21 protein-coding genes are annotated in these 22,848 nt (G+C 70.3%); 13 read left to right on the forward strand and 8 right to left on the reverse strand.

Annotated elements, in window-relative coordinates:
• The 5 genes from AB0I18_RS10350 to AB0I18_RS10370 all read right to left on the reverse strand — a co-directional run.
• Positions 1 to 682: NAD(P)H-dependent oxidoreductase (locus AB0I18_RS10350; protein WP_363104989.1), on the reverse strand; the 682-nt coding region annotated here is incomplete at its 3' end.
• Positions 683 to 686: 4 nt separating this feature from the next.
• Positions 687 to 914 carry an acyl-CoA carboxylase epsilon subunit gene (locus tag AB0I18_RS10355; protein ID WP_363104990.1) on the reverse strand — a complete coding sequence of 76 codons (228 nt, stop codon included), beginning with the start codon at positions 912 to 914 and terminating at the stop codon, positions 687 to 689.
• Positions 915 to 952: 38 nt separating this feature from the next.
• Positions 953 to 2,524 (reverse strand): acyl-CoA carboxylase subunit beta, encoded by a 1,572-nt coding sequence (locus tag AB0I18_RS10360; RefSeq protein WP_363104991.1) that lies wholly within the window; start codon positions 2,522 to 2,524, stop codon positions 953 to 955.
• Between the two features lie 7 nt (positions 2,525 to 2,531).
• Entirely contained in the window at positions 2,532 to 2,834 is a 303-nt protein-coding gene (locus tag AB0I18_RS10365; protein ID WP_363104992.1) for an antibiotic biosynthesis monooxygenase family protein, read from the reverse strand.
• 52 nt (positions 2,835 to 2,886) lie between these two features.
• Complete coding sequence (locus AB0I18_RS10370) at positions 2,887 to 4,524, reverse strand: class I adenylate-forming enzyme family protein (RefSeq protein WP_363104993.1); 1,638 nt, start codon at positions 4,522 to 4,524, stop codon at positions 2,887 to 2,889.
• Between the two features lie 240 nt (positions 4,525 to 4,764).
• Here AB0I18_RS10370 and AB0I18_RS10375 point away from each other — a divergent pair, with 240 nt between their 5' ends.
• Both AB0I18_RS10375 and AB0I18_RS10380 read left to right on the forward strand, forming a co-directional pair.
• Positions 4,765 to 6,435 (forward strand): FAD-dependent oxidoreductase, encoded by a 1,671-nt coding sequence (locus AB0I18_RS10375; protein ID WP_363104994.1) that lies wholly within the window; start codon positions 4,765 to 4,767, stop codon positions 6,433 to 6,435.
• Between the two features lie 9 nt (positions 6,436 to 6,444).
• Positions 6,445 to 7,218 carry a cyclase family protein gene (locus tag AB0I18_RS10380; RefSeq protein WP_363104995.1) on the forward strand — a complete coding sequence of 258 codons (774 nt, stop codon included), beginning with the start codon at positions 6,445 to 6,447 and terminating at the stop codon, positions 7,216 to 7,218.
• 76 nt (positions 7,219 to 7,294) lie between these two features.
• Here the strand turns inward: AB0I18_RS10380 and AB0I18_RS10385 are convergent, their stop codons facing one another.
• Entirely contained in the window at positions 7,295 to 7,735 is a 441-nt protein-coding gene (locus tag AB0I18_RS10385; RefSeq protein ID WP_363104996.1) for a nuclear transport factor 2 family protein, read from the reverse strand.
• A 206-nt stretch (positions 7,736 to 7,941) separates the two neighbouring features.
• On the opposite strand from AB0I18_RS10385, the gene AB0I18_RS10390 reads away from it, so the two are divergent.
• The 7 genes from AB0I18_RS10390 to AB0I18_RS10420 all read left to right on the forward strand — a co-directional run bounded on the left by AB0I18_RS10390 (position 7,942) and on the right by AB0I18_RS10420 (position 15,402).
• Positions 7,942 to 8,880 carry an aromatase/cyclase gene (locus tag AB0I18_RS10390; RefSeq protein WP_363104997.1) on the forward strand — a complete coding sequence of 313 codons (939 nt, stop codon included), beginning with the start codon at positions 7,942 to 7,944 and terminating at the stop codon, positions 8,878 to 8,880.
• Between the two features lie 28 nt (positions 8,881 to 8,908).
• A complete protein-coding gene (locus tag AB0I18_RS10395) occupies positions 8,909 to 9,919 on the forward strand; it encodes an acyltransferase domain-containing protein (protein WP_363104998.1) in 1,011 nt (336 codons plus the stop codon).
• 54 nt (positions 9,920 to 9,973) lie between these two features.
• Positions 9,974 to 10,942 (forward strand): dTDP-glucose 4,6-dehydratase, encoded by a 969-nt coding sequence (gene rfbB, locus AB0I18_RS10400; RefSeq protein ID WP_363105107.1) that lies wholly within the window; start codon positions 9,974 to 9,976, stop codon positions 10,940 to 10,942.
• A 28-nt stretch (positions 10,943 to 10,970) separates the two neighbouring features.
• Positions 10,971 to 12,416, forward strand: coding sequence for an NDP-hexose 2,3-dehydratase family protein (locus AB0I18_RS10405; protein WP_363104999.1), 1,446 nt, complete (start codon positions 10,971 to 10,973; stop codon positions 12,414 to 12,416).
• A complete protein-coding gene (locus AB0I18_RS10410) occupies positions 12,410 to 13,426 on the forward strand; it encodes a Gfo/Idh/MocA family oxidoreductase (RefSeq protein WP_363105000.1) in 1,017 nt (338 codons plus the stop codon). Before AB0I18_RS10405 ends, AB0I18_RS10410 begins: the two co-directional genes overlap by 7 nt.
• A gap of 192 nt (positions 13,427 to 13,618) precedes the next feature.
• Positions 13,619 to 14,389 carry an AfsR/SARP family transcriptional regulator gene (locus AB0I18_RS10415; protein WP_363105001.1) on the forward strand — a complete coding sequence of 257 codons (771 nt, stop codon included), beginning with the start codon at positions 13,619 to 13,621 and terminating at the stop codon, positions 14,387 to 14,389.
• A 347-nt stretch (positions 14,390 to 14,736) separates the two neighbouring features.
• Positions 14,737 to 15,402: a response regulator transcription factor gene (locus AB0I18_RS10420; RefSeq protein WP_363105002.1), complete on the forward strand. Its 666-nt coding sequence runs from the start codon at positions 14,737 to 14,739 to the stop codon at positions 15,400 to 15,402.
• Positions 15,403 to 15,412: 10 nt separating this feature from the next.
• Here AB0I18_RS10420 and rfbA read toward each other — a convergent pair whose 3' ends face one another.
• A complete protein-coding gene (rfbA, locus tag AB0I18_RS10425; protein ID WP_363105003.1) occupies positions 15,413 to 16,327 on the reverse strand; it encodes a glucose-1-phosphate thymidylyltransferase RfbA in 915 nt (304 codons plus the stop codon).
• Positions 16,328 to 16,547: 220 nt separating this feature from the next.
• Between rfbA and AB0I18_RS10430 the strand changes: the two genes are divergently transcribed.
• A complete protein-coding gene (locus tag AB0I18_RS10430; RefSeq protein ID WP_363105004.1) occupies positions 16,548 to 17,720 on the forward strand; it encodes a nucleotide disphospho-sugar-binding domain-containing protein in 1,173 nt (390 codons plus the stop codon).
• 126 nt (positions 17,721 to 17,846) lie between these two features.
• Here the strand turns inward: AB0I18_RS10430 and AB0I18_RS10435 are convergent, their stop codons facing one another.
• Positions 17,847 to 19,445 (reverse strand): MFS transporter, encoded by a 1,599-nt coding sequence (locus tag AB0I18_RS10435; RefSeq protein WP_363105005.1) that lies wholly within the window; start codon positions 19,443 to 19,445, stop codon positions 17,847 to 17,849.
• Positions 19,446 to 19,668: 223 nt separating this feature from the next.
• Between AB0I18_RS10435 and AB0I18_RS10440 the strand changes: the two genes are divergently transcribed.
• From AB0I18_RS10440 to AB0I18_RS10450, 3 genes are all read left to right on the forward strand, one after another.
• The gene (locus tag AB0I18_RS10440; RefSeq protein WP_363105006.1) at positions 19,669 to 20,289 is read left to right on the forward strand and encodes a PadR family transcriptional regulator; all 621 of its coding nucleotides are present in this window, start codon (positions 19,669 to 19,671) and stop codon (positions 20,287 to 20,289) included.
• A gap of 169 nt (positions 20,290 to 20,458) precedes the next feature.
• On the forward strand, positions 20,459 to 21,622 hold the full coding sequence (locus AB0I18_RS10445) for a nucleotide disphospho-sugar-binding domain-containing protein (protein WP_363105007.1): 1,164 nt from the start codon (positions 20,459 to 20,461) through the stop codon (positions 21,620 to 21,622).
• A gap of 3 nt (positions 21,623 to 21,625) precedes the next feature.
• Complete coding sequence (locus AB0I18_RS10450; protein WP_363105008.1) at positions 21,626 to 22,822, forward strand: nucleotide disphospho-sugar-binding domain-containing protein; 1,197 nt, start codon at positions 21,626 to 21,628, stop codon at positions 22,820 to 22,822.
• The last annotated feature ends 26 nt before the right edge of the window (positions 22,823 to 22,848 follow it).

Below are 22,848 nucleotides of genomic sequence, written 5' to 3' on the forward strand. Positions count from 1 at the left end.
TCACCCCCTTTTTCCCCACCCCCCCCCTCTCCCCTTCTTCTCCCCACCAGACCACACCTCGGGGGTGGGGGCCCCCCATCCGCCCGGGCCCCTCACCCCTGAGCGACTCACCGGTTCCCACCCGGTGCATCAGGGCGAACTCGGCCACCTGGTTCCCGAGCAGTTCGAGTCGTTCGCGGATCCGGGGGTCGTCGAGCCGTTCGCCGGGGTCGAACGGCGAGGGCTCCGTGTTCACCGTGACGCCGAGTGGCGTGGGCCAGCCGCGCAGTGCGTGAACGGTGGTCCGCAGCGCGGCGAGCGCGGAGCCGGCGCCCTGGCATCCCCTCGCGACGACGACGCACCCCACGGCACGGCCCGAGAAGTAGGGCCGCTCGTCCGTGCGCAGGTCCTCGACGTAGTCCAGCGCGTTCTTCACCATGCCCGAGACGGAGCCGTGGTAGGCCGGTGTGCCGATGATGAGCCCGTCCGCCGCCGCCACCGAAGCGACGAGCCGGCGCGCACGCGCGCAGCGCCCGGCCCCCACGGCGTCGTAGAGCGGCAGCATCAGCTCCGGACCGCCGATCAGCTGTGTCCGCGCGCCTCGCTCCGCCGCCGCTCCGAGGGCGATCCGTACCGCCCGCTCCGTGGTGGAGCCGGACCCCGTGGATCCCCCGATCCCCACTACCGTGACCGTTCCTGACACGGGTTCACCTCTGCCAGCTGCGCGGGCTCACGAACATCACCGCTCGCTCCGGCCGGCTCCAGCGGGCCGCCGGACGCGCCCGTCTCGCGGCACCGTTTCCACCTGCCGCCGAACCGGCCGCGCGGGCCAGCAGGACCGCGGTGAGGGCGGCCAGTTCGTCAGGTCCCACGGACCCGTTCTCCACGCGTATCACCGACGTCACCTTCCCGGCCTCCACCTTCCCTGCGTCCACCTTTCGGCTCCCTCTCCCTCTCCCTGTTCCTGTCCCTGTCACTGCGGCGGATTTCCATGCTTGCGACGGGGCAGATCGGCGTCCTTCGCCCACAGCATGGCGAAGGCGCGGATCACGGCCGACCGGGTCTCGCGCGGGTCGATGACGTCGTCGACGAGTCCCCGCTCGGCGGCGTAGTACGGATGGACCAGCTCGCGCTCGTACTCCTCGATCTTCTCCCGGCGCATCGCCTCGGGATCCTCGGCCTGTGCGATGTCCCGGCGGAACACCACGTCGGCGGCGCCCTCCGCCCCCATGACGGCGATCTCGTTGCCCGGCCACGCGAGAGCGACGTCCGCGCCGATGGACCGGGAGTCCATCACGATGTACGCGCCCCCGTACGCCTTGCGCAGCACCACGGAGACACGCGGCACGGTGGCGTTGCAGTACGCGTACAGGAGTTTGGCCCCGCGCCGGATGATCCCCTCGTGTTCCTGATCGACACCCGGGAGAAAGCCGGGGACGTCGACCAGGGTGAGCAGCGGAACGCTGAAGGCGTCGCAGAACTGCACGAACCGCGCCCCCTTCTCACTGGCCCTGATGTCCAGCACACCGGCCATGACAACGGGCTGGCTGGCGACCACCCCCACGGTCTGTCCGTCCAGGCGGGCGAGCGCGCAGACGATGTTGGGGGCCCACCCGGCGTGCACCTCCATGAAGTCGCCGTCGTCGACGAGTTCCTCGATCACCCGGCGGATGTCGTAGGAGCGGTTGCCGTCGGCGGGGACCAGGTCGAGCACGGCGTCACAGGGCCGGTCGGCGGGGTCCTCACAGAGCACGGCGGGCGGCAGCTCCCGGTTGTTGGACGGCAGCAAGGAGAGCAGGTAGCGCACTTCGGCGAGGCAGGTCTCCTCGTCGTCGTACAGGAAGTGCGCCACGCCCGACACCTCTGCATGGACGTCGGCGCCGCCCAGTGCGTTCAGGGTCACCTCCTCACCGGTCACGGCCTTCACCACGTCGGGTCCGGTGATGAACATCTGGGAGAGGTCCCGCACGGCGAAGACGAAGTCGGTCAGGGCGGGCGCGTAGGCCGCTCCGCCGGCGCACGGGCCGAGGATCGCGCTGATCTGCGGAATGACACCCGACGCTCTGGTGTGGCGCCGGAAGATGCCGCCGTACCCGGCCTGCGCCAGGACGCCCTCCTGGATGCGCGCGCCGGCCCCGTCGTTGAGGAAGACGAGCGGGGCACCCGCTGCCACGGCCATGTCCATGGTCTTGTGGATCTTCTCGGCGTGCGCCTCGCCGAGTGTGCCGCCGAAGATCCGGAAGTCATGGGCGCAGACGAAGACCGTGCGGCCCTCCACGGTGCCCCAGCCGGTGACCACGCCATCGGTGTACGGGCGCCTCGCCGCCAGCCCGAACCCGGTCGCGCGGTGCCTGCGCAGCGGCTCGACCTCCATGAAACTCCGCTTGTCCAGCAGCAGTTCGATCCGCTCGTGGGCCGTCAGCCTGCCTTTGGCGTGCTGCCGTTCGGTGGCCTGTGGATCGGGCCCGCGGCGGGCCAGCGCCTTGAGATCACTCAGCTCCTTCAGCCGGTCGTGGGCCCCGGCCGGCGCCTGTCCGCTCGGCATCACGGTCCTACTCGGATGCGGGGACGGCATGTTCGGAGAGCAGCTCGAACGGGGCCGGATCCGCGGTCGCGTGCTTGCGCAGCTCGGCCACGGGGCCGAGGAAGCCGTCACCCGAGAGTGCCTTGCGATGCGACTCGGGGTCGGTCCACTCGGCGACCTCCACGTAGGTCCGCTCGTCCCTCGCGGACCGGTACAGGCGGTGGGCCGAGAAGCCGGGCTGGTCCCTCATATGTGCGGACAGTTCGGCGAGCAGCCTGCGGAACTCGGTGACGTCGCCGGACACGGTGTACCGGTTGATGAAGTGGTGCATGGTGACGGGCTCCTGAGGATCGTGGTGGGGGCGCGGCGGTGATGAGGCCGGGTCAGACGTTCTGGTCACTCGGCTGAAGGTCATTCGGCTGAAGGTCGCGCAGGTGCCGGTCGCGCAGCTCACGGCGCTGCACCTTGCCGGTGGCGGACCGCGGGATGCTCTCGACCAGCGCCACGTGGTGCAGCCGCTCGAAGTCGGCGACCTCGGCGTTCACGAAGTCGATGAGTTCCTGTGGAGTGCAGGAGGTGTCGGCCGGTACGACCAGGGCGTGCGCGACCGCGCCGCTCAGCTCGTGCGGGGCGTCCACGACGACACAGTCGGCGACGGCACGGTGCTTGAGCAGGACCCGCTCGATCTCCGTCGGCGACACCAGCCAGTTGTCGCACTTGAAGACGTCCTTGATCCGGTCGACCACGAACAGGTGCCCGGTGGGATCCGTGTATCCGATGTCCCCCGTGGAGAACCAGCCGTCCGCGTCGACGTCGTGGGACAGGTCGCGCCCGAGGTAGCCGAGCATCAGCTGCGGGCCGCGCACCTGGATCTCGCCCCATTCGCCGACCGGCAGGGTGGCCCGGTTCCCCACGTCGACGATCCGGCTCTCGGTGCCCGGGACGAGCACACCGCAGGACCCCGGCCTGGGACGGTCGAGATCGGAGAGGTGGGTGGCCGGAGAGGTCTCCGCGAGCCCGTAGCCCTGGACGACGGGGATACCGAAGTGCTGGCTGAGCACACCGGCCGCACCGGGCGCCAGGGCGGAGCCGCCCGAGAGGATCGCGCGCAGGGCGGGTGCCTCCAGCTCACCGAGCCGGGGGTCGGCCGCGAGCTTGGCCAGCCGCATCGGAAGGCTGTAGTAGTGGGTGGCCCGGGCGATGTCCGCGGCGGTGACGGCCTCGGCCACGTCGGCGCCGGGCCACAGCACATGGGTGGCGCCGGCGGTGGCGGCCACCGTGACATGCATCAGGTGCAGCGTCGGCAGATGGTTGAAGAGCACCGAGTTCTCGTCGACCTGGTGCATGTGTGCGGTCTGGGCGGCATTGACCGTGAGATTGCGGTGGGTGAGCCGGACGGCCTTGGCCGCTCCCGTGGTGCCGCTGGTGAACTGCAGACACGCCACCGCGTCGCCGTCCGTCCCGGAGGGCCACGTGAACGCGGGGGCGCCCTCCGACAACTCGGCGACCGTGGGCAGTTCGGCGGCCTCGGCTGTCATGTCCGGCTCGCGATGGGTCAGCACGATGTGTTCGAGGTCGCTGAGCCGTTCCCGCACCGCGGCGAGCGCCGGCAGCATCGCGGGGCTGACGACCGCCACCCGGGCCCCCGAGACACGCAGGACGTGGGCGAGGCGTTCCGGTGGGAGCAGGGGGTTGACCAGGGCGCTGACGTTGCCGGACCGTGCGATGCCGAAGAAGACCTGCGGGAACACGGGATCCAGCACCATCGCCAGGGCGACGACCTCGTCGGCGCCGCCGGTCAGACCGCGCAGGCCGGAGGCGAACGCGTCCGCCGCGGCGTCCAGTTCCGCGTAGCTGGTCCGGCCGGCCGGGGAACTCAACGCGATGCGCGTGGGCCCGCGCTCCGCGGCCCTGCGCAGGATGTGGTCGACCCGATGGCCGGCGATCAGGTGGGCGATGGTGTCGAGCGGCGGTCCCGCCATGGCCGAGCTCGCGGTGCTCACGGAATCGGTGGTTGCCATGGCGGCACTGTGGCCGCGGCCCTTCGAAGCCGCTTCGAACCGGGACGGAGCTAGGGGGCTTCTGATGGATCTCCGTGGAAGAAGGAGCGGCGTTCGGTGCGTGCTCTCGGCGTGCCGGGCGTCGCGACGCCGCGGAGGTCCATCAGAAGCCCCTAGGCCGGCGGCCCCTCCAGCGAGTTTCGGACCGGCGTCGAGGCGGACCGGACAGGGTGGCCCGGATGCAGTTCGAATGGAGGGTTGATGAGCGCGATATCCAGTGACGCCGAAGTGCTGGTCGCCGGGGCCGGGCCGGTCGGGCTGACGGCCGCGTACGAGCTCGTACGGCGTGGTGTACGGGTGCGGGTCGTGGACCGGGCCGACGGGCCGGCGAGAACGAGCCGTGCGACGGCGACGCACGCCCGCACACTTGAGGTGTACCACCAGATGGGCATCCTGCCGGACCTGCTGGCCCGTGGGCAGCGGGTGGAGAACTTCACCATGCACCGAAAGGGCCGGGTGCTGACGAGCCTCGGCACGGACTACTCGGAGATCCCGACCCGCTTCCCGTTCACGCTGCAGGTCGACCAGGTCATCACCGAGGAGGTGCTGCGGGAGCGCCTGAGCGCGGCCGGTGTCGCCGTGGAGTGGGGTGTCGCGCTGGAGAGCCTCGACAACGGTCCGGACGGTGTCGTCGCCCGGCTGCGGCACGGCCACGGCCACGGCCACCCCGAGGAGACAGCGGTCGCATGGCTGATAGGCGCCGACGGGGCGCACAGCACGGTGCGCAGACAGCTCGGCATCGAGCTGCTCGGCGAGTCCTCGGAGAAGTGGATGGTGGCCGACGCCTTCATCGACACCGAGTTGCCCAGGGACAGCCTCCACTGGATGCATCTGTCGCGCGGGACCATCCTCATGGTGCCGTTCCCCGACCAGGGCAAGTGGCGGCTCCTGGACACCGACGACGTCGGCGACGAGGACCGGCCGGACGTGGTGCGGGCCCGGTTCGAGGCGAAGATGTCCGAGGGGCTCGGCAGGCCGGTCGCAGTCAGAAAGCTGACCTGGATGTCGGTGTTCACCATCCGGCAGCGGATGGTGGAGCACATGCGCTCAGGCCGCTGCTTCCTGGCCGGTGATGCGGCGCACGTGCACAGTCCGGCCTCCGGGCAGGGCATGAACACCGGTATCCAGGACGCCTACAACCTCGCCTGGAAGCTGGCCTCCGTGGTCAACGGGCAGGCGGCGGAGGCCCTGTTGGACACGTACAGCGCCGAGCGGGTGCCCGTCGGCGAGATCCTGCTGGGCTCCACCAAGACCGCGACGAAACTGATCGCCCTGCGCAACGCGGCCGCTCCTGTCCTACTGCCGGTGGGCATGAGCCTGCTCAATCTTCTGACACCGGTCAAGCGCGGGGTGGAACGCAAGATCCTCCGCGGTATGTCCGGACTCGCACTGCACTACCGTTCCAGTCCGCTGACCGTCCCCGCGGAGCCGAGCGCGGAACGCGGCAAGGGTGCCGTGGTCGAGCCGGGCGACCGGGTCTCCTGCTCCCTGGAGGTGCTGCACGCCGGCCCCGGCTGGCAGGCGGTCTGCGAGGACCTGGTCGATCCGCGCTGGAAGCTGCTCGTCTTCACCGGTCCCGGCGCGCCTCCGGAAGCGGTGAGCCGAGCGCAGGAGGCGTACGGGCACGCACTGCGCGTACGCGTCGTACGTGAGACGGAGGCGACCGGGCGGGACTGCGGGCCCGAGCCCCTGCACGACCCGGGCGGCCTGGTGCGGTCCGCGTTCGCCGCTCCCGCGACGGGATCCTCGTACGCCCTCGTACGACCCGACGGACATCTGGCGGCCAGGGGGCCGCTCGGGGACGGCGCCGGCCTGGAGAACCTGTTCCGGCGTGTCCATCTGGTACCCACCCGCCGCGGCGCGGCCAAGTGAAGGAGACGCATGCGGATCATCGACCTGTCCACGCCGATCGACGCCGGTGTGTGGGAGCCGAATCCGGTCGAGCACGAGATCATGTCGCCGGCCGAGGGCGGCCGGCACATGGCCGAGGGCATGCGGGAGCGGTTCGGCCTGGAGTTCGACCCGGCCGACCTGCCGGGCGGCGAGCTGCTCTCACTCGACACGGTCAAGCTGACCACGCACACCGGTACCCACGTCGACGCCCCGTCGCACTACGGCTCGACGGCGGCGTACGGCGAACCGCGCCACATCGACCGTATGCCGCTCGACTGGTTCGTGCGCCCGGGCATGGTCCTCGACCTGACGAGTGAGCCGGTCGGCGTCGTGGGCGCCGACGTGCTGCGCCGCGAGTTCAAGCGGATCGGCCGGGAACCGCGGCCCATGGACATCGTCATGCTGAACACCGGCGCGGACCGGATCGCGGGCACCCCCAGGTACTTCACGGACTTCGTGGGGCTCGACGCCTCGGCGACGCATCTCCTGCTCGACCTCGGGGTGAAGGTGATCGGCACCGACGCCTTCAGCCTGGACGCGCCCTTCACGCACATGATCGAGGAGTTTCACCGCACCGGTGACCGCGGCGTGCTCTGGCCCGCGCACTTCGTGGGACGTGAGCGCGAGTACTGCCAGATCGAGCGGCTCGCCAACCTGGACGCGCTGCCGGGCAGCACCGGGTTCACGGTCTCCTGCCTGCCGGTGAAACTGGTGAACGCCGGCGCGGGCTGGGCGCGGGCCGTCGCATTCCTGGAGGAGTGACATGGAGGGGTGACCCGGGAGGGTGACACGAGAAGAGGCACGGACCGGTGCGGACCGGTCCGTGCCTCTTTCCGCGCTACGGCAGGTCGTCCCGGGTGACCTTGCGGGTCTTCACCAGGAGCCGGCCGCCCTCCCGGACCAGTACGTCCTCGCAGACGCAGACGCGGTGCAGGACCGGCTGCTGCTCGCGCCGGGTCGCGAACACGAGGGCGTAGCACCGCACGCGGAGTGAGCCGTCGTCGTTCGGGAACACCGCGACCATCCCGTGCCAGTGGCGGCGCTGTTCCTGCGCGGCTGCCAGCTCCTGCGTGGTGCGCCGCAGCGTCTCCCTGAGCTGTTCCCGGCCGCGCGTCGGCTCCGGCAGGGTCGGTACGGCGAAGGTCGCGTCCTCGGTGAACGTCTCCGCCCAGGCATCGACGACCCCGCCGTCCAGCAGTTGCATGTGCTCGGCGTAGAACTGCTGCACCTCCGCGTAGACCTCGGCGGTCACGTGTCCGGCCACCTGCTGTGTGATCACGAGTGTCTCCCTGCTCTCGGGGTTCCCGGAGCGCCGCCGGCGGTGTGTGCCGGGGCGTGGAAGGCACCGTCCACGACGGGCCTCGAACCCCGTTGGAGGCCGGAGGGATCGAAGCGGACTCCAACACACCTCCATTTCCGGCGGGCATGGTCAAGCGCGAAACCACCGAATGACCCAGCAAGCGGACCGGAGGACCTGTGTCGGCAGTGAAGACGCACCGAGTGGAAGAAAAGGCGCTGATAGCCGCGCCCCTGGACGTCGTGCGCCAGATCGTGGTCGATGTCGAGGCGTGGCCCCAGCTGCACGGGCCGGCGGTGCACGCGGAGATCCTGGACAGCGGTGCCGACGGCGAGTTGATCCGGCACTGGTCGGTCGTGGACGACCACACCGTGCGGACGTGGGTGTCCCGGCGCAGGGTCGTCGGCTCGGGCGAGGTGCTGTTCACTCATGAGCCCGCGAACGCCCCCTTCGCGGCGGTGAGCGGCGGCTTCCAGTTCGAGGAGCAGCCGGACGGCACCACGCTCGTCCGCATGCACCATGAGTTCACCCTCCTCGACGAGGACGAGCGGGTGGCGGCGGAACGCGCGGAGTCCATGCAGCGCGGCAGCCAGGGGCACCTGAAAACCCTGAAGTACGCGGCGGAGAACGCCGACGAGCTGAAGAGCCTGATCATCTCCTTCGAGGACCCGCTGTTCGTGGCGGGATCCGTCGAGGACGCCTACCGGTACCTCTACGAGGCGGACAAGTGGCCCGAGCGGATCCCGCACGTGATCCGGCTGGAGCTGGAGGAGAGCACACCGAACATCCAGTTCTTCGACATGGACACCCGCTCCTCGGACGGCTCCGAGCACACCACGCGCTCCGTCCGGATCTGCCTGCCGAACCACCGGATCGTCTACAAGCAGACCCAGCCGCCCAAGACCCTGGACGCGCACACCGGCCACTGGCTGTTCACGCAGACCCCGGAGGGTGTCGTCGTCAGCGCCCGGCACACGGCGACGATCAGGCCGGAGGGTCTGCACCTCCTCGGCGAGGGCATGACCGTCGAGGGCGCCCGCAGGTACCTGCGCCGCGTCCTGAGCGCCAACAGCATGGGCAACCTGCGACTGTCCAAGGAGTACGCCGAGCAGTTGGCCGGGCACTGACCGCCCGGCCGGGATCAGGGTGCGCCCGATGAGTGAGTCAGCGGGCGACCGTCCGCGCCGGGTGGCACTGCTGCTGCCCGGCCAGGGCGCCCAGTACCGGCGCATGGGCGCCGGACTGTACGCGTCCGAGCCGGTCTTCACCGGCGCGATGGACGAGGTCTTCTCGGCCATGGGGCGGGCGGGTCCGGCGCTGCGCGCGGACTGGCTCGCCGAACGGCCGTCCGTTCCGGTCGACTCCGCGGCCTGGGCCCAACCGCTGCTCTTCGCGGTCGACTACGCCCTCGGCAGACTGGTCATGAGCTGGGGCGTGCGGCCGGCCGCGCTCCTGGGCCACAGCGTCGGCGAGATGGCGGCGGCGGTGCTGGCCGGGGTCTTCCGGCTCCGGGACGCCACCGGGCTGGTGCTCGACCGGGTGTCCAGGGTCGCCACCGCGCCGCCGGGCGGGATGATCGCGGTGGCGGCGGCCCCGGCGGAGGTCGAGCCGTTCCTGACCGGTGACGTGGTGATCGGCGCGGTCAACGCGCCTCGGCACACGGTTCTCGCCGGGCCGGGCGGGCTCTTGGCCGAGACGGCGCGCAAGCTCGACGCGCAGGGCCTCACCAGCCGTCCCGTGCCCTCGCACACCGCCTTCCACAGCCCGGTGCTCGCCCCGTGTCTGGCGGGCGCCGGCGAACGCGTCGCCGCGACGGCCCGCAGGCCGCCGCTGATCACGGTGTACTCCGGGTACACCGCGGCCCCGCTGCGGTCGGTGGAGGCGCTCGACCCGGATTTCTGGGCCCGTCAGCCGATGGCTCCCGTGCTGTTCTGGCCCGCGCTCGACGCCCTGCTGTCCTCGGGCGAACACCTCCTGGTGGAGGCGGGCCCGGGGCGCGGCCTGGGCGGCATCGCGCGCCGGCATCCCGCGGTCCGGCGGGGCGCGAGCAGCGTCGTCACTCTCCTGCCCGCCCGTCCCGGGGACGACGAGCAGGACCGCCTCGCGCTGCGGGCGGCGGCCGAGGCGTTGCGCGTCGAGGGCTTCCCGAAGGCTGTTGCTTCCTAGCGGCTGTTCATCGCGGCCGTTCACTGGTTTCCAACGATGTCGGAGGTACGTGCGGTGCGGATTCTGGTCACGGGCGGCGCCGGGTTCATCGGCTCGAGTTATGTCCGTGCGCTGCTGGACGGGGAGTATCCGGGCTACGAGGACGCCCTGGTCACCGTCGTGGACAAGTTGACCTACGCGGGCAATCGGGCCAATCTCCCGGAGCGGCACGAGCGGCTGCGCTTCGTGGTCGGCGACATCGCCGACCCGGAGGCCGTCCGAGCCGTGGTCAAGGGGCACGACGAAGTGGTGCACTTCGCCGCGGAGTCCCACGTGGACCGGTCACTGCACGACGCGTCCGCGTTCGTGCGGACCAATGTCGAGGGCACCCAGAGCCTCCTGGACGCCTGCGTGCGGGCAGAGGTGCGGCGGGTCGTGCATGTCTCGACCGACGAGGTGTACGGCTCGATCGCCACCGGCTCGTGGACGGAGTCCCGCCCGTTGCTGCCCAACTCCCCCTACGCCGCCTCGAAGGGGGGCGGCGATCTGATCGCCCGCTCGTACTGGCGCAGCTACGGTCTGGACGTCCGCCTCACGCGGTGCAGCAACAACTACGGTCCGTACCAGCATGTCGAGAAGCTGATTCCGCTGTTCGTCACCAACCTGCTCAGCGGGCAGCCCGTGCCGCTGTACGGGGACGGCGGGAACGTACGGGAGTGGGTGCACGTCGAGGACCACTGTCGCGCCGTGCATCTGGTCCTCACCGAAGGCAGGGCGGGCGAGATCTACAACATCGGCGGCACCGCGCTGTCGAACCGGGAGATCACCGGGCAGCTGCTGGAGCTGTGCGGAGCCGACTGGAGCCGGGTCCGGCCCGTCGAGGACCGCAAGGGGCATGACTTCCGGTACGCCGTGGACGACACCAAGATCCGTACGGAGCTGGGGCATCGTCCGCGGGTTCCCTTCGCCGAAGGTCTGGCCGGGGTGGTCCGGTGGTACCGGGAGAACCCGGGCTGGTGGAAGCCCCTGTGTGCGTCCCGGTGACCTCACCCATCCGACAAGGAGTGCTGCCATGACCCTGTCCATGGCCCCGCCCGGAGTGCCCGCGGCCGCCGGCTCGCCCGACCTCGGCCGGCGGTTCACCGTCTCGGCTTCCGTGACCGACAGCCCCATCACTCCGAACGCGGAGTTCGACGCCTGGTTCGCGCGGCAGCGAAGCGCGAACCGGTTCCACGTCACCCGGATTCCTTTCGGCGATCTCGTCGGCTGGCGGTTCCGGGAGGACGACGGAAACCTGGTCCACGACAGCGGGAAGTTCTTCTCCGTCACCGGGCTGGAGGTGAACACCGACTGGCAGGACCGCGGTTCGTGGTCTCAGCCGATCCTCGACCAGCCCGAGATCGGCATACTCGGCATCGTTGTCAAGGAGTTCGACGGCGTACTGCACTGTCTGATGCAGGCGAAGATGGAGCCGGGCAACCCCGAAACCGTCCAGCTCTCGCCCACCGTGCAGGCCACCCGGAGCAACTACACCGGTGTACACGGCGGGCGCCGCACCACCTACGTCGAGTACTTCACCAGCCCGGAACGGACTTTGCTGGTCGATTCCCTCCAGTCCGAGCAAGGGGCCTGGTTCCTGGGGAAACGGAACCGGAACATGATCGTCGAAGTCACCGACGACATTCCGCCGCACGACAACTTCCGCTGGCTCACGATCGGGCAGATCCACCGTGTTCTCGCACAGGACAACGTAGTCAACATGGATACACGCACCATCCTGTCCTGTGTACCTTTCGAGGTACCCGACGGACCGGTCCGGAACACGGGGAACCCCGAATACCGTGAGGCTCTGGTGCGTTCGCTGTCGGGACGGCACGGCTCCCTGCACACCACCGGCCACCTCATGGCCTGGTTGACCGACGCCAAGGCACGGCACTCGTTCGTCCGCCGTACCCTCCCGCTGTCGGCGGTCGGCGGCTGGTCCCGCTCGGACGACGAGATCGCGCACGACGAGGGCAAGCACTTCAAGGTGATCGCCGCGGACGTCCGGGCCGGCACCCGCGAGGTCACCCGGTGGACCCAACCCCTGATCGCTCCCGTAGAGCGGGGAGTCGCGGCCTTCCTGGCCCGGTCCGTCAACGGTGTGCTGCATCTGCTGGTGCACGCGAAGGTCGAGGCCGGGACCTTCGACGTCTGCGAGCTGGCGCCCACGGTGCAGTGCCTGCCGGTCAACTTCCGGGACCTCCCGGTCCACCGGCGGCCCCGGTACCTGGACCTGGTACTCAACGCCGCCCCGGACACCCTGCGCTTCGACGCGGTCCTGTCGGAGGAGGGCGGGCGGTTCCACCACGCGGACAACCGCTACCTGATCATCGACGTGGGAGAGGACGTCCCATCACGGGACGACCAGGACCACCACTGGATGACGGTCCATCAGCTGATGACGCTGGTACAGCACAGCCGCTACCTGAACGTACAGGCGAGGAGCCTGCTGGCGAGCCTGCACACCACATGGTGAGCACGACAGCCCGGCCGCGGGCCGTGCGGGTGGGCGTGCTGGGCTGCGCCGACATCGCCGTACGCCGGATGCTGCCGGCCCTGACAGGTCAGCCGCTCGTGGACCTCGTCGCGATCGCCAGCCGCAGCCTCGCCAGAGCCGGGGAGTTCGCCGGCCGCTTCGGCTGCGAGGCCGTCGAGGGATACGAGCGGCTGCTGGCCCGGCCCGACATCGACGCCGTGTACGTTCCGCTGCCGACAGCGCTGCACGCCGAGTGGGCGACACGGGCCCTGGCAGCGGGCAAGCACGTCCTGTGCGAGAAGCCGTGCACCACCGGCCTCCGTGAGGCCACGGACGTGGTGGCGGCCGCCCGTGATCACGGGCGGCTCGTGATGGAGAGCTACATGTTCCTGCATCACGCGCAGCACGAGCGCGTGCGGGAGCTCGTCCGCGACGGGGCCATCGGTCAACTGCGCGAGGTCACCGCGGTGTTCGGGATCCCGGCGCCGCCACGGCAGACGCCAGAGGACGGGTACGTACTCAGCAGCCTTCTGGAGACGGGCGGGTATCCGGTCCGGGCGGCCCGCCTGTTCGCCGGCGACGATCTGGAGGTCGTCGGCGCCACGTCGACCTTCGACCCGGCGACGGGACAGGACCTCGGGGGCAGTGCGCTGCTCCGTGCCCCGTCCGGCGTCTGCGCGCGACTGGGCTTCGGCTGGGACCGCTTCTATCGCAGTGCGTACGAGCTGTGGGGCAGTGCGGGCCGGCTGACCCTCGACAGGGCGTTCACCACCCCGGACACCCACGCACCCGTGCTGCGCCTCGAAGGGCAGGACGGCGTGCGGGAGTTCACGCTGGCCCCGGACCGGCCGTTCGTGAACATCGCCGGAGCCTTCGCCCGCACGGTACTGAGCGGAACGGGCTTCGACCGGCACGCCGACGACATCCTCCGGCAGGCGGCACTGGTGGACCGGATACGCGGATTCGATGCCACTCCGATATCCGGTGCGATACATACGCCGAGCCGGTAGAGGCAATTCGGGTGTCACTTGAGACGTACACCCTTGAGAAGGACCGAGAATCACGGATAATAGTTTCGAGTTACACAGAAGAAAGCCAACCGAACTGCCGCACAGGGGAACCCGAATAGGGTGCGATCCGATCCAATTCCCAGCCACCTGGAAGGAACGGTAAGTAAAATGCAGTTCAATATTCTCGGTCCGATGGAAGTGCTCCACGAAGGCAGAACCCACACACCGACCGCCCCAAAAGCGCGGAACACCCTGGCGCTCCTGCTGTCCCGCGCCAACCAGATCGTCGAGATACCCGCACTCATCGACGAACTGTGGGGCGACAATCCTCCGCGCAGCGCCGTCACCACCACGCAGACGTACATCTATCAGCTGAGGAAGATGCTGTGCCGGGCGGTCGGCGAGGAGGCGGCCGCCCGCTTCCTCGTCACTCAGGCCCCCGGGTACGGACTGCGGGGCGACGAGGACCGGATCGACGCGCGCGCCTTCGAGCGGCTCACCGAGCAGGGCAAGCGGCTGCTGACCATGAACCGTCCGGAAGAGGCGGTACTCCGCCTGCGGGAGGCCCTGGCCCTGTGGCGCGGCCCCGCGCTGGCCGGCGTCACCACCGGCCGCAGGCTCGAAGCGCACATGGTGCAGCTGGAGGAAATCCGGTTGACCGCGGTGCAGTTGCGCGTACAGGCCGACATGCGGCTCGGCCGGCACTCCGAACTCGTACCCGAACTGCGGTCGCTGGTGGCGGCCCATCCGCTCAACGAATGGTTCCATGCCCAGCTGATCACGTGCCTGCACCGCTCCGGACGCAGAGGCGAGGGGCTCCACGCGTACCAGTCCCTGAGGCGACTCCTGGACGAGGAGTTGGGACTGCGGCCTTCGCTGCCTCTCCAGCGCCTTCAGCAGCATCTGCTCAGCGATACGGCGGACGACGACGTATCACTCGCCGAGATGCGAATTCCGGCGTAGAACGGGGCCGTTCGACTTTACCCCGGGCGCCGACGCCCGACCCCCACCTCCCGACTTCTTGAACATTCCTTTTCGTTTCTTTTGCATAGTGCGTTCCCCGCATATGCGCGTAGCAGTCGACGCTTGTTCCGAAGCGACCTGCCTGTTATGTTCCAGAGGCCACTACTTCATGCTCGGGGGAGTGCGGCCATGCAAAAGCCAGGAGAATGCCGACCACGTCCGCACGTCACACGCATGAGACCAACGGGAGGAAATCGGTCGTATTCGTCCGCTCCCCGCATGTGGCGCTCCGGACCCTGCACGCGCTCTCTCCTGTCTCGTCATACGGATTCATGGAGGGCGAAAGAATGGCTCGGGGGGCCACTCATGGACATCTGGCGGCGACACAGACCATCAGTGTGTTCGTCACCGACGCGAACACCATATTCAGAGAGGGTCTGCGGACCGTCATAGCGCGGGACGAGGGCCTGAGCGTGGTCGGCCACGACTCGGCCAGCGTGTCGGCGACGCTGAAGAGCATCGCCGACACGCGGCCCGACGTCGTCCTGCTGGGACTGGAACGCATCACCGGCGACACGGAGTCCGTCGTGGCGGACATCCTCCGTGCGGTGCCGCTCACGGAGGTCATCGTGCTGGGGTGGGACGTCGAGGCGGACGCACTGCGGCAGTTGATGGCTCAGGGTGTGCGCGCCTATCTGCCCAAGGACGTTCCGCACCGCTTTCTGGTCTCGACCGTCTACATGAGCACGTTCGAGGACAGCCGGATGGTCTTCACGTGGCCCCGGCCGTCCGCGGACAGACACAGCCCGCCGGGTGCCCTGTCCTCCCGGGAACGTGAAGTGATCGAGCTCGCCGGAAAGGCCCTGACCAACGCCCAGATAGGACGTCAGCTGGGCATTTCGGAAGGCACGGTCAAGCGGCACCTGCACAACATCTTCGTGAAGCTGCAGGCCGTGTCCCGGCTGGACGCCGTCAACAAGGCCGTTGACCTGGCAATGATCGTGCTCGAATGAGCCGTCCCGTTCACCGGCCCTCGTCCGCCATCGCGTCCGTCACCGCGGACGGGGGCCGCCACGTCCGGGCGACATCCATCACGTAGCGCCCGTAGTCCGACTTGCCCAGGCGCTCGCCGAGCCGGTGGCATGTCTCCGCGTCGATGTAGCCCATACGCAGGGCGATTTCTTCGAGACAGGCGATCCGGACCCGCTGCCGGCTCTCCAGAATGCCCACGAACTGACTCGCCGCGAGCAGCGCCTCGGGGGTGCCGGTGTCCAGCCAGGTGTAGCCCCGGCGCAGTTCCACGAGCCGGGCCCGGCCCTCGGCGAGATAGGTGAGATTCACATCGGTGATCTCCAGTTCTCCCCGCTCCGAGGGCTTGATGTTCTTGGCGATGTCCACCACGTCGTTGCTGTAGAAGTAGAGGCCGGTGATGGCACGGTCGGAGCGTGGAGCAGCCGGCTTCTCCTCGATCGAGACGAGGCGTCCGTGGGCGTCGACCTCTCCGACGCCGTAGCGCTCGGGATCGCTGACCTGGTAGCCGAACAGGACGCAGCCGTCCACGTCGCGCGCGTTCTCCTGCAGCAGCGGCGACAGTCCGGGGCCGTGGAAGAGGTTGTCGCCCAGCACCAGGGCCACGGAGTCGCCGCCGATGTGATCCGCGCCGATGAGGAATGCCTCCGCGAGACCGTTGGGATGCTCCTGCCCCGCATAGCTGAACGTGAGGCCCAACTCCGCGCCGTCGCCGAGCAGTCGGCGGAACTGCGGGAGGTCTGCGGGGGTGGAGATGATCAGGATGTCGGTGATGCCGGACAGCATGAGCACCGAGAGCGGGTAGTAGACGGTGGGTTTGTCGTAGACCGGCATCAGCTGCTTGGACACCGCGAGCGTCGTCGGGTACAACCGCGTGCCACTGCCTCCCGCGAGGATGATCCCTTTCATGTTCTCCGTCCGTTCCGCTGGAGTGAGGACCGGACTGAAGCCCATCACCCTGCCCTCGCGGGGCTCTCGTGCGCCGATCCAGCGTCGGCGCGGAGCGCGGTTCCGCCGGCCGGGCGACGGACTCGACCGGACGTCGAAGGGCCGTTGCGAGAGTGTGCCGGGCCGAAGTCCCCTCATGACATGCGGAGTTGCGTTGCGTGTACTCGTCATGGTCAGTCCGGTGCCCACCCATCTGGCGCCGCTCGTTCCGCTCACCTGGGCCCTGCGTGCCGCGGGCCACGAGGTGCTCGTGGCCTGCCAGCCGGACGTCGTGGCGACGGCACGGCGGGCCGGTCTCTGTGTCGCGGTCGTCGGTGACGCCTACGACGATGTCGGCAGGCGCCGACGCGAAGGCCAGCCCGTCGGTGCCGGTCCCGATGCCGTTCCTGATGCCGCTCCCGGCCCCTCGAAGGCCGCGGGGAGCCCGCCGTGGCCGAAGCTCGCGCGGAAGTGGCGCGAGCGGATCGACCAGGTGCTGGACCCCTGCACGGACGTGGCGCGGCGGTGGCGGCCCGACCTGATCGTCGCCGATCCGCTGGAGTTCGCGGCGCCCCTGGTAGCCGGTGAGCTGGGGATCGACTACGTCCACCACCGTTGGGGGGTGGACGCGCTCGGCGACGAGCGGTGGCAGTACGCGGAACGCGCGCTGTCCGATGTTTCCGGTGCCCGGCTGTCGGGCGGTCTGCCCCAGCCCTCGCTGGTGCTCGATCCTTGTCCGCCCGGTCTGCAGGCGCCGGACCTGAGCCGGGGCGCGGGGATCCGGTTCGTACCGTTCAACGGCAGCGGGAGCCGGCCCGCTCCCGCCCCGCGCCGCGGCACCCGGGTCTGCGTGTGCTTCGGGACCAGAACGGTCGCGCTGGGCGGTGCGGACGTCGTGCGGCGGACGCTTCGTGCGCTGGCCGGGCCGGGAGCACCCGAAGAGGTGGTGGTCGCGGGCGCCGGAGCCGAGCTGGGTGAACTTCCGGACGGGGTACGGCTCCTGGGGTCCGTACCGCTGCACCTGTTCCTCTCGGAGTGCTCGCTGGTGGTGCATCACGGTGGCGCGGGGACCACCCTCACCTCCACGGCGTTCGGCCTGCCGCAGCTGGTGCTGCCACAGGCCCCCTATCTCGTCGAGCACGGGCAGCGGCTGTCCGACCGCGGCGCGGGCGTCCTGCTGGGCGCCGGAGAGCAGGGTACGGAGGAGATCCGCGGGGCCGTCGCGGATCTGCTGTCCCACCCCGGCCCGGGCCTGGCCGCACGTGAGCTGGCCGAGGAGATGGCCGCCATGCCGTCGCCCGGCAGCTGGGTGACTCCGCTGAAGGAGCTCGTGGGGCGCGGTGGACGCGGTGGACGCGGTGGACGCGCCGGCTGACACGGACAGACGGCCGAGCGGAGAGAAGCGCCTGGTTCCGCAGGCTTTCTCTCCGCTCGGCCTCTTCACACGGGCGGCCGCGGCCGGGGGAAACCGTCGCCGTCCCGTGGGTCTCCCTGCCGGGGCTCAGGTCCCTTCGGAACCGGCCTTCCCCGCCTTGTTCCCGGCGGGTTCCGGCTTCGCCCGGGCCCAGTTCGGCTGCGCGTCGTGCATCGTCTCCTTCACGAAGAAGGAGAGCGCGACGGCGATCACCGACACGGCGGCCGCCGTGAGGTACATGACGTGGTTGGCCGAGACGAACGCGTCGACGACCGTCTCCCGCACCGAATCGGGCAGTTGCTGGACCGAGCCGAGGTTCGAGACGTTCCCGCCGAGCTGGTCCCGCACGTCCTGCGGCAGTCGGTCGTTGAAGGCCGAGTTGAGCAGGACGCCGAGCAGGGCGGTGCCCAACGCCTGTCCCATCCGGCCCAGGAACCGCACCGAGGTGGTGGCCACACCCAGCTGGTGTGCCTCGACGGCGTTCTGCACGGCGAGGATCGACACCTGCATGAGGCCGCCGAGCCCCGCGCCGAGCAGGAACAGGTCGACCGCGATCACCCACGACGAGGTGTGCGTACCCAGCGTGCCCAGCAGTGCCAGGGCGGCGGTGCACAGCAGGTTCCCGATCACCAGGACCATGCGGTAGCGGCCGAACCGGGAGATCCACATGCCGCCGGAGGTCGAGAAGAGGACCAGGCCGACCGCCAGCGGCACGGTGAACAGGGCCGAGCTGGTCGGCGTCTGCGCCCGCGCGATCTGCATGTACGTGGCCAGGTACACGGGCGCGGACATGACCGCGAGTCCCGTGACGATCTGCAGCGGGGTGACCGTGCGGTAGACCGGGTTGCGGAACAGTGACAGCGGCAGGATCGGTGCGGTGGCGCGCCGTTCCCACCAGATGAACAGGGCGCTGAGCAGGATGCCTCCGACCCCCATGGCCAGGATCAGCGGCGAGGTCCAGGAGTACTTCGTGCCGCCCCAGTCCGTGACGAGCAGGATGACGCTCGCGGCCGCGGCGATCAGGACCGCGCCGAGGATGTCGACCGGCTCCCGGCGCCGCCCGCCGGCGGGCAGGTGCAGCGCGTACAGCATGATCGCCAGTGCCGCGATGCCGAGCGGCAGGTTGATGTAGAACAGCCCGCGCCAGGAGAGGTGTTCGCTGACCACGCCGCCGAGCAGCGGGCCCGCGACGCTGCCGCCACCGATGATCGCGCCGCCCAGGCCGGACCTGCGCGCGCGGTCCTTGGGCGGGGAGATCATCGCGACGATGACCAGTGTCACGCCGACGAGGCCTCCCGCGCCCAGTCCCTGGATGCCCCGGAAGACGATCAGCTGGGTCATGTCCTGGGCGGTTCCGCAGAGCATGGAGCCGGCCAGGAACAGGCTGGTGGCGAAGACGAAGACGCGTTTGGGGCCGAAGACGTCGCTCAGCTTGCCGTACAGCGGCTGGGTGGCCGTGGAGGCCAGGAGATAGACCGTGAACAGCCAGGGCAGCATCCGCAGCCCCTGCTGAGGATCCAGGTCCCGGGCGATCGTCCATGCCGCACTGCCGACGATGGTCTGGTCGAGGCTGGCAAGCAGCAGGGTGCCGAGCGCGCTGGCCGAAACCCATTTGATCATGTTCGGCGACATCGCCCTCGGCCCGTCGGGCGTCTGCTTCGCCGTCGTGGTGGTCGGACCGCTCATCTCTGTGGACGCTCCTCGCTCATCGGTGGTGGCGCGGCCCGGTGGGGCGCCGCTCGTCCGGAACCACGGTGCGACGACGACCTGAGCCGGCGCTGACACCGACCTGAGCCGGCGATCGCGTGACCGAGCCGCGAGAACAGCGGTTGCTCTATAGAACTTCTAGATATATCGTCATCCTCGGCAGGGTAGTCCTGCAGCTCAGCGACCCGAGAGGTGGAACACCATGAACGACACAGAGATCCCCCCCACCAGGGAGCCGGCCCCCGTACGTGCCGTCGAGCCGGTGTCACCGCGCGCCGAACCCGCGCTCGCCCCGGTGCCCTCCACGCCGGCGGCACCCATGGCCCTGCCGGCCGTCGCTCCGGCCGCCGCCATCACGGCCGTGCGCGCCCACAAGGCCGGACGCGGGGACATCAGGAGCGCGGCCCTCACCCTCCTCGCCGAGCAGCCGGCGAACGGATACCAGATCATCCAGTACATCGCGGAGCGCAGTCACGGCTCCTGGCGGCCGAGCCCGGGCGCGGTCTATCCGGCTCTGCAGGGACTGGAACAGGACGGGCTCGCCGAGCAGTACGAGGGCACCGGCCGCAAGAACTACCGGCTGACCGAGGCCGGCCGCGCGCACGTGGCGGAGCACCGGGAGCAGCTGGACGCCCTGTGGGACACCCTGGCCGACGCCGTCGACGAGCGCGCCGTGGAGATCAACACCTTGTGCGAACACGTCGTCACCGCCGTACGGCACGCCCTGCACGACGCCGACGACGAGCGGTACGACCGGACCCGCCAAGTCCTCCTGGACGCGCGGCGCTCGCTGTACCGCCTGCTCGCCGAGCAGGACGCCTGAGGGCGGCAGAGGAAACGGGCGGCTTCTCGCCCCCTTCCCCGCACGACGAGGCGGTCCGCTCCGGCGGGCCGCCTCGACCGCGTTCCGACCGAGGCTCGAACGACGGCTTCGACGATGGCGGCGCAAACCTGCCGTAGTCCGTCGAGTCCGTCGGTGAGGGAGATCCTCGATGCGCGTCCTGTTCATGAGTACCCCGGTGTCCACGCACTTCGCGCCGTCGATACCACTCGCATGGGCACTGCGTGCGGCCGGGCACGAAGTGCTGGTCGCGGGGCAGCCGGACATCATCGGCACGGCCCACGGGGCCGGGCTGTGCACGGCGGTCGTCGGCGAGTACTTCGACGCGCTGGAGCCGCTCACCTCCGGCCTCCCCGACGGCAAGCGGCCGATCGAGGTGGGACGCACCAGGGTGCGGGACGGGCACTGGGACGCGGTCAACAAGATCTGGCTGATCCACTGCCGTTACATGGTGTCCCAGTACCTGGCGCTGGCCAGGGAGTGGAAGCCGGACCTGATCATCGCGGACCCGCTGGAGTTCAGCGCGCTCATCGTCGGCGGGGTCCTCGGGATACCGACGGTCAACCGCCGCTGGGGCATCGACCCGGCCGGATTCCCGGGACAGGAGATGGCCCGCAGGACGATGGGGACCATGCTCGGCCGGCTCGGCCTCGACGGCCTTCCGGCCCCCGCCCTGGTCATCGACCCCTGCCCGCCGAGTCTCCAGGTCCCGGAGGCGCCGCCGAGCCGGGGAATGCGGTACGTGCCCTTCAACGGCACCGGCACCCTGCCCGACTGGGCGAAGGAGGAGCCGCGCGGGCGGCGCCGGATCTGTGTGACGTTCGGGCGGCTGACCGCGGCCCTGAACGGCATGCCCCTGTTCCGGGCCACCGCCGAGGCCGCCGGGGAACTCGACGGTGTGGAGACGATCCTCACTCTGGAGCCGGAGTTCCAGGGCGAGTTGGGCCCTGTCCCGGCATCCGTACGGGTGGTGGATCCCGCACCGCTCAACCTCTTCCTCGACACCTGCGACGCGATCGTGCACCACGGTGGGGCGAGTTCGACGCTCACCGCCTCGGCGTTCGGGCTGCCGCAGCTCGTCCTGCCCGGCATCACCGACACGTTCGTCGTCGCCGACCGCGTCGAGGCGGTCGGCGCGGGCCGGCAGCTCGACGAGGCGGAGACTCAGAACGATCCCGCGGCGATCCAGGCGGCGCTGCGTGCCGTTCTCGACGAACCCGACTGCACGAAGGGGGCCCACCAGCTGCGCGACGAGATCGCGGCCATGCCGGCTCCGGCCGACCTGGTGCCCGTACTCGAAGAACTGGTGGGCTGACCCGTGCGGGTGCTGTTCGCGGCCGTCTCGGTGACCAGCCATCTGCTGCCCATGGTGCCCCTGGCCGGAGCGTTGCGCGCGGCCGGCCACGAGGTCATCCTGGTGGGCCAGCCGGACCTGCTGCCCGAGGCCGAGGCCGCGGGGTTCGTCACCGCCTCCGTCGGCAGCGCACAGCTGGAGGCGGAGCGACGGCGCAGGATGGCTCAACTCGCCGAGCAGCAGGCGGCCGTGCCCGGCGGAACCTGGCAGCCGACCTGGGACCAACTGGCCGCGCGCTGGCGCGAACGGGTGAACGGCGTGCTCGACGACTACCTGGAGATCGGCCGGTGGTGGCGCCCCGACCTGATCGTCACGGACCCCCTGGAGTTCAGCGCGCGCGTTCTCGGCGGAGCGCTCGGCGTACCTGTGGTGGTGCACCGCTGGGGCCCGGAGACCATGTCCACCGAGGCGGCCGGACCGGCCCGGCGGGCCCTGGCGGAGACCTGCGCGCGGGTCGGTGTCCCGGACGGGCTCGGTGATCCGGCTCTGGTGATCGACCCGTGCCCTCCCGGTCTGCAGTTCCCCGAGGCGGCGCCGGCTCAGGCGGTGCGCCACGTGCCGTTCAACGGTGCCGGGTCGGTGCCGGAGTGGGCGCACCGGGGCACCGGTGGGCGGCGCCGGGTCTGCGTGTCCCTCGGGAGCATGCCCGCGGACCTCGGCGGCCTTGCCCTGCTGCGGACGCTCGCCTCGGCGTTGGCCGCTCTGGACCGGGTCGAGGCGCTCGTCCCCCTCGACCCGCGGCTGCGCGAGCAGGTCGGCGAACTGCCCGACTCCGTGCGGGTGGTGGACCCGGCGCCGCTCAATCTCTTCCTGGACGGCTGCGCGGCCGTGATCCACCACGGTGGTTCCGGCACGGCCCTCACCGCGATCGCCCACGGCCTTCCCCAGCTCGTGCTGCCGCAGTTCAGTCCCGCCCTGGCGATGTGCGGCGAGCGGGTGTCCGCGACGGGCGTCGGCCTGAACCTGCCGGCGGACACCCGGCCCGGCCCGGCAGAGATCGCCACGGCCGTACGGACCCTCCTCGACGATCCCGGGCCGCGCGCCCGTGCGGAGGAAGTACGCCGGACCATGGTCCGCCAGCCGACACCGGCGGCCCTCGTTCCGCGGCTGGAGTCGCTGGCGGTCGGCAACGCGCCGCGGCGGGAGGCGAGAAGCCGCTGACCGACCGCCCCCGCCGGGCGCGCCAG

It is taken from the genome of Streptomyces sp. NPDC050704 (genome assembly GCF_040654355.1).
Classification (GTDB): domain Bacteria; phylum Actinomycetota; class Actinomycetes; order Streptomycetales; family Streptomycetaceae; genus Streptomyces.

What these genes read in the sequence shown, in the direction of transcription:
- AB0I18_RS10410 (WP_363105000.1), top strand. Translation starts at nt 12,410, where the DNA reads ATGGTGAGCACGACAGCCCGGCCGCGGGCCGTGCGGGTGGGCGTGCTG.
- AB0I18_RS10405 (WP_363104999.1), top strand. Translation starts at nt 10,971, where the DNA reads ATGACCCTGTCCATGGCCCCGCCCGGAGTGCCCGCGGCCGCCGGCTCG.
- rfbA (WP_363105003.1), bottom strand. Translation starts at nt 16,327, where the DNA reads ATGAAAGGGATCATCCTCGCGGGAGGCAGTGGCACGCGGTTGTACCCG.
- AB0I18_RS10380 (WP_363104995.1), top strand. Translation starts at nt 6,445, where the DNA reads ATGCGGATCATCGACCTGTCCACGCCGATCGACGCCGGTGTGTGGGAG.
- AB0I18_RS10420 (WP_363105002.1), top strand. Translation starts at nt 14,737, where the DNA reads ATGGCTCGGGGGGCCACTCATGGACATCTGGCGGCGACACAGACCATC.
- AB0I18_RS10370 (WP_363104993.1), bottom strand. Translation starts at nt 4,524, where the DNA reads ATGGCAACCACCGATTCCGTGAGCACCGCGAGCTCGGCCATGGCGGGA.
- AB0I18_RS10375 (WP_363104994.1), top strand. Translation starts at nt 4,765, where the DNA reads ATGAGCGCGATATCCAGTGACGCCGAAGTGCTGGTCGCCGGGGCCGGG.
- AB0I18_RS10365 (WP_363104992.1), bottom strand. Translation starts at nt 2,834, where the DNA reads ATGCACCACTTCATCAACCGGTACACCGTGTCCGGCGACGTCACCGAG.
- AB0I18_RS10440 (WP_363105006.1), top strand. Translation starts at nt 19,669, where the DNA reads ATGAACGACACAGAGATCCCCCCCACCAGGGAGCCGGCCCCCGTACGT.
- AB0I18_RS10435 (WP_363105005.1), bottom strand. Translation starts at nt 19,445, where the DNA reads ATGAGCGGTCCGACCACCACGACGGCGAAGCAGACGCCCGACGGGCCG.
- AB0I18_RS10445 (WP_363105007.1), top strand. Translation starts at nt 20,459, where the DNA reads ATGCGCGTCCTGTTCATGAGTACCCCGGTGTCCACGCACTTCGCGCCG.
- AB0I18_RS10395 (WP_363104998.1), top strand. Translation starts at nt 8,909, where the DNA reads ATGAGTGAGTCAGCGGGCGACCGTCCGCGCCGGGTGGCACTGCTGCTG.
- AB0I18_RS10415 (WP_363105001.1), top strand. Translation starts at nt 13,619, where the DNA reads ATGGAAGTGCTCCACGAAGGCAGAACCCACACACCGACCGCCCCAAAA.
- AB0I18_RS10360 (WP_363104991.1), bottom strand. Translation starts at nt 2,524, where the DNA reads ATGCCGAGCGGACAGGCGCCGGCCGGGGCCCACGACCGGCTGAAGGAG.